Origin of the sequence: Labilibaculum sp. DW002 (assembly GCF_029029525.1) — a bacterium.
GTDB lineage: Bacteria > Bacteroidota > Bacteroidia > Bacteroidales > Marinifilaceae > Paralabilibaculum > Paralabilibaculum antarcticum.
In genome coordinates this window covers 14,266-26,077 of the sequence record NZ_JAKJSC010000011.1, presented here as the reverse complement: position 1 = coordinate 26,077, position 11,812 = coordinate 14,266, and the positions used below count along the sequence as shown (strand labels likewise).

9 protein-coding genes are annotated in these 11,812 nt (G+C 34.9%); 5 read left to right on the top strand and 4 right to left on the bottom strand.

Annotation, left to right across the window (positions count from 1 at the left end; translation table 11 throughout):
- Position 1: 1 nt before the first annotated feature.
- The gene (gene dapF, locus L3049_RS20845) at positions 2-787 is read right to left on the bottom strand and encodes a diaminopimelate epimerase (RefSeq protein WP_275111773.1); all 786 of its coding nucleotides are present in this window, start codon (positions 785-787) and stop codon (positions 2-4) included.
- A 271-nt stretch (positions 788-1,058) separates the two neighbouring features.
- On the opposite strand from dapF, the gene L3049_RS20840 reads away from it, so the two are divergent.
- On the top strand, positions 1,059-2,507 hold the full coding sequence (locus L3049_RS20840; RefSeq protein WP_275111772.1) for a S1C family serine protease: 1,449 nt from the start codon (positions 1,059-1,061) through the stop codon (positions 2,505-2,507).
- Between the two features lie 110 nt (positions 2,508-2,617).
- On the top strand, positions 2,618-3,478 hold the full coding sequence (locus tag L3049_RS20835) for a sigma-70 family RNA polymerase sigma factor (protein WP_275111771.1): 861 nt from the start codon (positions 2,618-2,620) through the stop codon (positions 3,476-3,478).
- A gap of 54 nt (positions 3,479-3,532) precedes the next feature.
- Here L3049_RS20835 and uvrB read toward each other — a convergent pair whose 3' ends face one another.
- The 3 genes from uvrB to L3049_RS20820 all read right to left on the bottom strand — a co-directional run bounded on the left by uvrB (position 3,533) and on the right by L3049_RS20820 (position 7,326).
- Positions 3,533-5,545, bottom strand: a complete 2,013-nt coding sequence (uvrB, locus tag L3049_RS20830) for an excinuclease ABC subunit UvrB (protein WP_275111770.1) — start codon at positions 5,543-5,545, stop codon at positions 3,533-3,535.
- Between the two features lie 157 nt (positions 5,546-5,702).
- Complete coding sequence (locus L3049_RS20825; RefSeq protein ID WP_275111769.1) at positions 5,703-6,722, bottom strand: endonuclease/exonuclease/phosphatase family protein; 1,020 nt, start codon at positions 6,720-6,722, stop codon at positions 5,703-5,705.
- A 19-nt stretch (positions 6,723-6,741) separates the two neighbouring features.
- Positions 6,742-7,326 (bottom strand): HAD family hydrolase, encoded by a 585-nt coding sequence (locus tag L3049_RS20820; protein WP_275111768.1) that lies wholly within the window; start codon positions 7,324-7,326, stop codon positions 6,742-6,744.
- 291 nt (positions 7,327-7,617) lie between these two features.
- On the opposite strand from L3049_RS20820, the gene L3049_RS20815 reads away from it, so the two are divergent.
- The 3 genes from L3049_RS20815 (at position 7,618) to L3049_RS20805 (ending at position 11,623) form a co-directional block, all read left to right on the top strand.
- Entirely contained in the window at positions 7,618-7,983 is a 366-nt protein-coding gene (locus tag L3049_RS20815) for a hypothetical protein (RefSeq protein ID WP_275111767.1), read from the top strand.
- A gap of 262 nt (positions 7,984-8,245) precedes the next feature.
- A complete protein-coding gene (hcp, locus tag L3049_RS20810; protein ID WP_275111766.1) occupies positions 8,246-9,892 on the top strand; it encodes a hydroxylamine reductase in 1,647 nt (548 codons plus the stop codon).
- Between the two features lie 171 nt (positions 9,893-10,063).
- Positions 10,064-11,623, top strand: coding sequence for a PepSY-associated TM helix domain-containing protein (locus L3049_RS20805; protein WP_275111765.1), 1,560 nt, complete (start codon positions 10,064-10,066; stop codon positions 11,621-11,623).
- Positions 11,624-11,812 lie beyond the last annotated feature (189 nt).

Below are 11,812 nucleotides of genomic sequence, written 5' to 3'. Positions count from 1 at the left end.
TTTATATTTTTAGAATACCATCAAATACATGGGTAGCAGGTCCTATTAACCAAATGTTTTCTATGCTTTGTTCATTAATTTTATCAAAATGAACTTCAAGATTTCCGCCTTTGGTTTTGATTTTGAACTTGTCGCTATTCGTTTTAAAGCTAGAGCTAATTGCCGAAGCAACAACACCAGTTCCACAAGAATAAGTTTCATCTTCAACGCCTCTTTCATAGGTGCTTACTTGAATATGATCTTGATGTAAGGAAACGAAATTCACATTCGTACCAACTTCCTTAAAACGATCGTTGTATCTTATGTTTTTGCCTTCTGTGAAAGTATCGAATTGTTCATGTTGATCAATGAATTTGACAAGGTGAGGTGAGCCAGTATCTAAAAAATAAAAATCTTTTCCAAATTCAATTGTGCTTACATCGATCATTTTAAGGCTCACTTTTATATCTTCATTGCTTTGATGAACTTCCGCTTCATGTTCTCCATCAACGGCTATAAATTTGGTTTTATCTGCAATAACTCCAAGATGATGAGCAAATGCAATAATGCATCTTCCACCGTTGCCGCACATACTGCCTTCTTTTCCATTTGAGTTGTAGTACCTCATTCTGAAATCAAAACCATCTGCATTCTCTAGTAACATCAATCCATCTGCACCAATGCCAAAACGTCTATCGCAAAGTTTCTCAAATAATAAAAAATTATCTGGAGATATAAGTTGTTCTCTATTATCGATTAGAACAAAGTCATTTCCAGTTCCCTGGTATTTAGAAAACTTAATATTCATTTTAATTCTTGTTAAGAAGTGTTAAATACCAATAAAATGTAAAACACTTGTTAAGTTATATCGTTACACTTGTATAAATGTACTCACCTTATTTTAATTGCTAGTTTGGCATACTAAGAAAATAAAAATAATTGGATCAAGAGCAGGACTTTGAGATTGTTTTTAATCTGACTTCTTGAGTTTTGTAATTTTTTTTAGGCAATAGTTTGTATTCTAGTTACATTAGTGAGGTGTGGAGTTTTATAAGTTATTCATTAAATAAAGTTTTAAGATGATGGTAAAATCGTTTTTGGGAAAATTATTCACTGCTATTTTAGGTGGAGCAATCGCCGTTTTATTATTTGTTTTTTTTACTGATAAGAAAGAAAGAATTATAACCGTTCAAGAATCGCCAACTGTTCAGATGGCAAATTTGCCAACAAGTTCGGGACAGCAAGTTGATTTGACTTATGCTGCAGAGTTATCAGTAAAGTCAGTAGTGCATGTTAAAACATTATATTCTCGTGAAAATTATCAGGGAAACCAGTTTTACGATTTTTTATTTGGAGAACAAGGTCGAAGAACCCAACCAAAACAAAGCTTAGGTTCTGGATCGGGTGTAATTATTTCTGATGATGGTTATATTGTAACCAATAATCATGTGGTGAAACAATCGGATAAAATAGAAGTTGTATTGCATGATAAAAGGGTTTTTAATGCTAAATTAATTGGGCAAGATGTTTCTACTGATTTGGCTTTGTTGAAGATAGAAGGTGAAGAGTTTCCAGAAATGGAAATAGGGAAATCAGATGATTTGAAGTTAGGAGAATGGGTTCTCGCAGTAGGGAATCCGTTTAATCTAACGTCTACTGTTACGGCTGGAATTATCAGTGCTAAATCTCGAAATATTGGCATAATGGGAGGGAGAATGAGCATCGAATCATTCTTACAAACCGATGCAGCGGTTAATCCGGGAAATAGTGGAGGAGCCCTGGTAAATTCAAAAGGTCAGTTAATAGGTATCAATACCGCTATAGAATCAAGAACAGGATCATATTCGGGATATTCTTTTGCAATACCAGTTACGATAGTTGAAAAAGTGATTGGCGATTTGAAGAAGTATGGTGAGGTGCAAAGGGCATTTATTGGAGTTTCGATAAGAACTGTTGATGCTAATTTGGCAGATGAATTTAAAATTGAAAAGATAGAAGGCGTGTATGTTGCTGGTGTTAATGCTGATGGAGCTGCTGAAGAAGGAGGGATAGAAACTGGTGATATTATATTGGATGTAGCTGGAAAAGTCGTAAATTCTAGTGCTGAGCTACAAGAACAAGTTAGTAAGTATCATCCAGGAGATGAAATCAGTGTTTTGATAAAAAGAGACGGAGAAAAGAAACAAATTGATATCATCTTACGTAATAGACTTGGTAATACTGAGGTATTAAAGGCAACTGACCTTGATTTTTTAGGTGCTGAATTTGAGCCGATTTCATCAGAAGATAAAAATAAGCTTCAGATAAATAGAGGCGTGAGGGTGAAGAATCTGCGAAGCGGTAAATTTAAGGAAGAAAACATAAAGGAGGGTTTTATTATTTATAAAATAAATGAAACTCCAATTTATAAAGTGTCAGATGTTAGAGAAGCTCTGCAATCTGTGAAGGATGAGGGGGTATTTATTTCGGGTATTTATCCCAATGGAACGCATAAGTATTATGCATTTTCTTTGAATCGTAAAGAATAGGGGGTTTTAAATGGGGAAATTAATATAAATTCGAATAATAGAGACAATAAATTTGACTTTCATTAATAAAGAGCTAATTTTGCGCAATATTTCGAGTTGAAAAAGGGACTATGAGACAATTAAAGATAACAAAATCAATTACTAATCGCGAAAGTGCTTCACTAGATAAGTATCTGCAAGAGATTGGTAAAGAAGATCTTATTACTGTAGAAGAAGAAGTTGAATTGGCGCAACGCATCAAAAAAGGTGATCAAAGAGCCTTAGAAAAGTTAACTAGAGCCAATTTACGTTTTGTTGTTTCCGTAGCTAAACAATACCAAAATCAAGGTTTAAGTCTACCTGACCTTATTAATGAAGGTAACTTAGGTTTGATTAAGGCTGCTGAAAAATTCGATGAAACTCGTGGTTTTAAATTCATTTCTTATGCGGTATGGTGGATCCGTCAATCGATTTTGCAAGCTTTGGCTGAGCAATCTCGTATTGTTCGTTTACCATTGAACCAAGTAGGGTCTTTGAATAAAATCAACAAAGCTTTTTCTAAATTTGAACAAGAGCATGAGAGAAAACCATCTCCGGAAGAGTTGGCTGATACTCTTGAGCTTCCTGCTGATAAGGTTGCTGATACGCTTCGTGTATCAGGACGTCACATCTCAGTAGATGCACCTTTTGTTGATGGAGAAGATAATTCTTTACTTGACGTACTGATTAATGATGACTCACCAATCGCTGACCGTAGTTTGTTGAACGAATCGCTTACAAGAGAGATCGATCGTGCACTAGCTACTCTAACAGAAAGAGAGAGCGATATTATTAAATTATTCTTTGGAATCGGAATTCAGGAAATGACTCTTGAAGAGATCGGTGAGAAGTTTGGTTTAACACGTGAGCGTGTTCGTCAGATTAAGGAGAAAGCGATTAGACGATTAAGACATACTTCAAGAAGTAAATTATTGAAATCTTATTTGGGATAATCAATTTCCCTTTACGATATAAAAAAAGCAGTTTCTTTCGAAACTGCTTTTTTTTTATTTCTTTTCTTCAAGTTGTTTTTGAAGTTTGTACATTTCATCACGAAATTGAGCTGCTTGAAGAAAATCTAGCTCTTTTGCAGCTTTCTGCATTGATTTCTTTGTTCTCGCGATAGATTTTTCAAGACTTTCTTTACTCATGTATTGTACCACTGGATCAGCAGCGATTTCAATGGCCTCAGGACCAGCATAGGCGACTTGCTCCTCATTTTTCTCAGCTATATCCATGATACTCTTCTGAGCTTTGTTAATTTGAGTTGGAGTAATATTGTGCTTGGCGTTATATGCCAATTGTTTTTCTCTTCTATAATTGGTTGAATCGATTGTTTCTTTCATCGATTTGGTAATGTTATCAGCATACATAATAACCAAACCATTAACATTACGAGCTGCACGACCTGAGGTTTGAATTAAAGCTCGGGTAGATCGTAAAAAACCTTCCTTGTCAGCATCCAATATGGCTACCAGAGAAACTTCGGGTAAATCGAGCCCTTCACGAAGCAAATTGACACCAATCAAAACATCAAAGAGTCCTAATCGAAGATCTTCCATGATTTTTACTCGATCAAGTGTATCTACATCAGAGTGAATATAACGACAACGGATGTTTAAATCAGCAAAATATTGCGAAAGCTCTTCAGCCATCCTTTTAGTTAAGGTTGTAACTAAAACACGTTCGTCTATTTCACTACGTTTGTGAATCTCTGCAACTAAATCGTCAATTTGATTTAAACTTGGGCGGACGTCAATTTGTGGATCAAGAAGTCCGGTAGGTCGAATAATTTGCTCCACCACAACACCTTCCGATTTTTCTAGTTCGTAATCAGCCGGAGTTGCACTAACATAGATTGTTTGAGAACTTAAAGCTTCAAATTCTTCAAATTTTAGAGGGCGGTTGTCTAGAGCCGATGGTAATCGGAAGCCATAATCAACCAAATTAACTTTTCTCGAATGGTCACCACCATACATTGCCCGAATTTGTGGAATGGTAACATGACTTTCGTCGATTACCACAAGAAAATCATCAGCAAAATAATCCATAAGGCAAAAGGGACGTGTTCCTGCTTTCCTGCCATCAAAATATCGAGAATAGTTCTCAATACCAGAGCAGTATCCTAGTTCTCGAATCATTTCCAGATCGAAATTAACTTTGTCTTCAACTCTTTTGGCTTCAAGGTGTTTTCCTATGCTTTTCATGTATTCAACATGAGCAACCATATCATCTTGAATCATCTTAATGGCATTCTGAACCTTATCTTTACTAGTTACAAAAATGTTGGCCGGGTAGATAGTGATTCTATCATATCGATCAATCATCTGTCCATTTATTGGATCAAATGAGTAGATTTCATCGATTTCATCGTCCCAAAATGTGATGCGATAAGCAAAATCAGCATATGCGGGAAATATATCAATAGTGTCACCTTTAACTCTAAAGTTACCTCGCTCAAATTCTACTTCATTCCTCGAATAAAGGGCATCAACAAATGATAATAGAAGCTTGTTTCTTGAAACGCGCTGACCTTGTTTTAGTTCAAGAACATTGGCATGGAAATCTTCCGGATTACCAATACCATAAATACAAGAGACCGATGATACAACAATGACATCTTTTCTCCCGGAAAGTAGGGCAGAAGTTGCACTTAATCTTAGTTTTTCAATCTCGTCATTTATGGCAAGATCTTTTTCTATATAAGTTCCGGTAACAGGAAGGTATGCTTCAGGTTGGTAATAATCGTAATAGGAGACGAAATACTCCACTGCATTATTTGGGAAAAAGTTTTTAAACTCTCCATACAACTGAGCAGCTAAAGTTTTGTTATGACTCAAAACCAGAGTGGGACGCTGGACTTCCTTAATTACATTTGCGATAGTAAAAGTTTTACCCGATCCGGTAACACCAAGAAGTGTTTGAAATGGATGACCATCGTTCAATCCTTCTGCTAATTGTTTGATAGCTTCTGGTTGATCGCCTGTAGGTTGAAATTTAGATTCTATCTTAAATTCCATGCAGCACTTTTGAATAAATTCTCCTCTGAAATGCTAAAGTATAGAAACAATATGAACCATGGTAATTTTTGAATTGAAAATGATGAAATCATGATCTTATTAAAATAAAAACAGCTGATTACGAATGGTAATCAGCTGTTTTTAAAAGTTCGTTTTTTTATTTCTTGTTTAGCTGAAAATAGACAGGGAAATGATCGCTGTAACCTCCAAAGTATTTCGGACCAGCATACGAACGGCTTGGAAGAAAAACGCCTTCACTAGGTTCGTAGCAAATCCACTCTTCAGTAAAGATTCTTCCAGCTTGATGATTCGTTTGAAGACCATCAGGATTGTTGATAAGGCTGTTTGAAACAATTAAATTGTCAAGCATATTCCAATTGTTTTTATAGCTGTAAGTTCCTTTACCTTGTTGCTGAAGATCATACATTAAGTTGTAAAGGGCTTTAGGATTTTCGGTGTTCTTATTGTTGTTTGCGAGAAGAGCTTCTGTTACAGACTTGTTGTTTGGTTCATCATTAAAGTCACCCATGATGATGATTTTTGCTTGTGGATTTTTGTCTTGTAATCTATCTACTGCTAATCGAAGTTGTTCAGCAACAAACACACGTTTTTTCTCGGACACTTGTAATCCACCTCTTCTTGAAGGCCAGTGGTTTACAAAAAAATGTAATGTGTCGCTATTTGCAAGGGTACCTTTAACATGAAGAATATCACGTGTTTTGTATTTCTCTTCCCAAGTATAATTTATCGAAATTACATCGTGACCAATATAGTTGAAATCATCTTTATTGTATAGAAGGGCGCAGTCAATGCCTCGTCCGTCGGGGCTGTCTGTATGTGCAATTCCGTAATTAGCACCTTCGAGCTTAGGTTGCTTGGTTAAGGCTTCTAGAACTGCTCTATTTTCAACTTCGCAAAGACCAATGATTGCTGGAGGAGTATTTGTATTAATGGATGAAATTACACTAGAAAGATTATCAAGTTTCTTTTGATATCGATCTGCAGTATAGCTTAGTTTTCCATTTGGCGTAAAATCTTCATCCCAAGTATTTGAGTCGTCAATTGTATCGAATAGGTTTTCGACATTGTAAAAGGCAATTGTGTACTCTTTTTTTTCTTGAGAACAAGAAATGGCGATGAGAGCCACCATAAGAACAAACAGTAATTTTTTGAACATGTTTTTGTTTTAATTGATTCTAATAAAAAGGAGTAACATCTGTTAGCATCATACCTGCAGCCTTAGCAGCTTGAAAGCCTAAGTTGGCATCTTCAAACACTTGACAATTCCTAGGAGAGATGCCCATTAGTTCTGCACATTTTAAAAAAGTTTCTGGTTCTGGTTTGTGATTTTCAACATCGTCTGCACTAACCAAAATAGGGATGTACTTGTCTAGCCCTAAGATTTGTAATGTTTCCGATGCAATGGTTCGTTTGCCACCAGTTCCAACCGCCATTGGTATTTTTCCATGGTATTTGTACACCAAATCTGTAACCGCTGAGATTTTTTTAATTTTATGCATATCCTTTGTGAAAAACTCTTCTTTCAGATTAGAGAATTCTTGTGGATCAATCTTGTGGTTGTTTTTCTCGTTTAGCAAATTGATAATTTTTGCCGATGGCATTCCTGCGCAACTCTTTAAAAAATCAAGGCTAAATTTTAAGTTCATGATTTCTGCTGTTTTTGTCCATGCTTGAAAGTGCAATGGCATAGTGTCAGCTAATGTTCCATCTAAATCAAAAATGAAAGCTTCTGTGTTGGGGTAAATATCAATTGATTTCATGTAAATATATTGTTGATTGAATCACTTTTGAGAGCTATTTGTTATTGATGATAGCTTTAGATGTGAAAAGGACGTCTAAATTATTAATTAAATTTTAAAAAATAGGATATGATTTTCCTTATTTTTAATTAATACAAAAAAGCTATTATTGGTTGAATAGCAGTTTGTTAAAATGATGAATGGTTGCAGAAGTCGTTAAAAATATTTAAATTTCCAGTGTTCTTAAAACTTTTCGCAGAATTAGACGTTCTAATATATGTCTTGATTTTAGTGAAAATTAAAAATAAATGTATGAAGATTATAGCTAGAAGTTTAGTTCTACTATTGGTGTTGTTGAGTTTTACGGTGAGTGCCAAAAATAATTCTGCTGCAGTAAAAAGAGCGAATCTAATTACATCTTGGATGGAGAAGAAGTTAGATTTATCTGCAGAGCAGATTGCAAAGGTTGAGATTTTAAATCTGAAATACGAAAAAGAAATTGATCGGTTAACGATAGAGAAGCGAGGATTTACTTGTATGCAAGCAGTAAGAGATAGTTTGTTGCGAAAGGAAGTTGAAATGAAAGATGTTTTATCTGAAAAACAATTAGCCAGTTATATCAAATGTAAATGCGAGCTGAAAGAAGAACTCAAACGTAATTGTAAAGAACTACTTTAAAATATAAACCCAATCGAATTTCGATTGGGTTTTTTCTTTGTACTAATCATCTATGATGATCTTTTATTTTTACAATTAAGAATAAAAGATAAAAAACTCTTAAAAACTTTTCGCTTTGTAACATTCGTTACACTTTTTGCTAATATCTTACCGCATATTTGTAGTGTCGAAAGGGAATAATACTTTCAAATATTAGTAGTCTTTTTCCCATTGATTTTGTAAATTGAAAACTCTAATAATAACACTATAAAAAAAATAAATTATGGCTATGTTTTGTTATCAGTGCCAAGAGGCAGCAAAAGGAACTGGATGTACAGTAAAAGGTGTTTGTGGTAAAACCGATGAGGTTGCAAATATTCAAGATTTATTGATGTATGTGATGAAAGGAATTTCAGTTTTCAGTACTAAAGCTCGCGAAGCTGGTGTTGAAAATGATAAAGTAAACAACTTCATCATGACAGGTTTGTTTATGACTATTACCAATGCCAACTTCGACAAAGTAAAATTTGTTGCTGCAATTCGCGAAGGTTTAAAACTACGTGAAGAGATTAAAACTCAAGCTGAGGCTGCTGGTGTTAAGTTTGATAACCTACATCATTCTGCAACTTGGACTGCTGATGCTGAGCATGATTTTGATGCAAAAGCTCGTGTTATTGGTGTTCTTTCTACTGAAAACGAAGATGTTCGTTCATTGAGAGAATTATTAATGTACGGATTAAAAGGTTTTGCTGCATACGTTGAGCATGCATATAATTTAGGTCTTGAGAAAGCTGAAATGTATGCATTCATGCAAAAAGCTTTACAAGCAACTACTAATGATACATTAAGTGCTGACGATTTAGTAGCTCTTGTGATGGAGTGTGGTGCTAATGGTGTTACTGCTATGGCAACTCTTGACGAAGCAAATACAACTGCTTATGGTAACCCGGAAATTACTGAGGTAAATATCGGAGTTTCTAACAAGCCAGGTATCCTAATTTCAGGTCACGACCTTAAGGATATGGAAGATTTATTGAAGCAAACTGAAGGAACAGGTGTTGATGTTTACACTCACTCTGAGATGTTACCAGCTAACTACTACCCAGCATTCAAAAAGTATGAGCACTTTGTAGGTAACTACGGAAATGCATGGTGGAAGCAGAACGAAGAGTTTGAAACTTTTAATGGACCTATCTTGTTTACTACTAACTGTATTGTTCCTCCAAAAGCAAACTCAACATACCAAGATAAAGTATATACTACAGGAGCATCTGGTTTCCCGGGATTCAAGCACGTTGATGCTGATGAGAACGGAAAGAAAGATTTCTCTGAAATTATTGAAGTAGCTAAGAAATGTGCTGCACCAACAGAGATTGAGAACGGAACTATCGTAGGTGGTTTTGCTCATAACCAAGTTATGCAATTGGCTGACAAAGTTGTTGATGCTGTTAAGTCGGGAGCTATTCGTAAGTTCTTTGTAATGGCAGGTTGTGACGGTCGCATGAAGGGGCGTGATTACTATACAGAATTTGCTGCTGCTTTACCACAAGATACTGTAATTTTAACTGCAGGTTGTGCTAAGTACCGTTACAACAAGCTTGAGCTTGGTGATATCGGAGGTATTCCTAGAGTATTAGATGCAGGTCAGTGTAACGACTCTTATTCATTAGCTGTTATCGCATTGAAATTGAAAGAAGTATTTGAACTAAACGATATCAACGAATTACCAATTGCATACAATATTGCATGGTACGAGCAAAAAGCTGTTATTGTATTGCTAGCTCTTCTTTCACTGGGTGTTAAGAACATTCACCTGGGACCAACATTGCCAGCTTTCCTTTCTCCAAATGTAGCTAAGGTGTTAATCGATACATTCGGAATTGGTGGAATTGGTACTGTAGATGAGGACATGAAAATGTTTTTAAATTAAGAATATAAAAGGTAAAAACATTCCGATTGTGAAGAGAGATAGAGGAGAAGAACTATCGGAATGTTTTATTAAAATTTAGGGTTAAGTGAATAATTACTGCCTGATGTGGATACTATATATTCTACGTTAGGCAGTTTTTGTATCTTAGAATTTCTATTTTAAGTTGTTGATATGAGTCGAAATAAGACAATTTCATTTTTTAAAAAATACCATAAGTGGCCATCTTTGGCTCTTACTTTTTTTGTTTTTCTGTTTGCAATTTCAGGTATTGTAATGAATCATAGAGGCCTGTTCTCATCTGTAGATGTAGATCGTGACTATTTGGGAAGTGAATATCAGTATGTGAATTGGAATAAGGCTGCCGTTAAATCGGCTGTTAAGATCAATGGAGATACAGCCTTAATATATGGTAATATTGGAGTATGGAAAACAACAGATAACTTCAAATCATTTCAGGATTACAATCTGGGCTTTAAGGATGGGATTGATAATCGTAAGATTGAAAAATTGATCAAACTAAAATCCGGAGAAGTATTTGCTGGAGGTTTGTTTGGTTTATTTCTTCAAGATTCGGAAACTGAAAAATGGGAACAAATTGACTTGCCTATATCAGAACAACGTGTGGTTGATTTGGTAGAAATTAAGAATCAATTATACGTTTTAACTCGTTCTCATTTATTAAAGAGGACAGAACTTGGTTTTGAACTTGTAGAATTACCACCTTCAGAAGATTACGACAATAAGATAAGCCTGTTTAAAACTTTGTGGGAGATTCATAGTGGAGAAGCATTTGGTGTTGTAGGAAAGTTGTTTGTTGATTTTATTGGCTTAATTTTCATCTTTTTGTGTTTTAGCGGATTGGTCTATTTTTTTTATCCGAAATGGATAAAATCTCTAAAGCAAAAAGGGAAAACTTTGAAAGGTAAAGTGCAGTTTTTAAAGTTTAATTTAAAGTGGCACAATCATTTTGGAAATTGGTTGATTGTTTTTTTGCTGTTAATCACTCTTACGGGGATGTTTTTGCGTCCACCATTATTGATTGCTATCGCAACTAATCGTGTTGCAAAAATACCATTTACACATCTTGATAGCTCAAATCCTTGGTTTGATCAGTTGCGAAGAATAATGTACGATGAAGAGCTTGATCGAATTTTATTAGCTACTAATGAGAGGGTGTATTTTACAGATGATCATTTTGCAAGTGCTCCGATTTCTTATGCAGTTCAGCCTCCAATATCAGTAATGGGTGTTAATGTTTTCGAGAAAGCAAGTACAGGAAATTACATAGTTGGTTCTTTTAGTGGTATTTTTTATTGGATACCAGAAAAAGGTCTTGTGTTTGATTATATAACGAAGAAGCCACATGTGCCAGTTAGAACAATGGGACCTCCAATTTCTGCGCATCCAATTGCGGGTTATTTAAAAGATTCGAATGGGAATGAAATATTGTTTGATTACAATCTTGGAGCTGGAAATTTAAGCAGTAATAGTGGTTTTTCACAAATGCCAATGATGATACAAGATTCTCCAATGTCCTTATGGAATCTTTGCTTGGAAATTCATACCGGAAGGATATATCAATACATCTTTGGAAGGTTTTATATCTTATTTGTTCCGTTGGCTGGGATTAGCATTTTATGGATTTTAATCACTGGTTTTATTTTGTATCGGAAACAGAAAAAACGAAAAAGATTGAACTTTATATATAGTAATATTCAATACGTTATTTAAAGTGCTAGCCTATAAAGCTTAGCGCTTTTTTTGTTAACTCAAGTTAGATCGAAATGGGTTGTATACTTGATTTTCATGAAAAAAACTTCATCCTCGTATGATCGTTAAATAAGCTGAAATAACCGCTTAGCATATAAGTATTATTTAGTGAGAGAATAAGATTTTAATTTTGCTAATGCCATTGGTGTA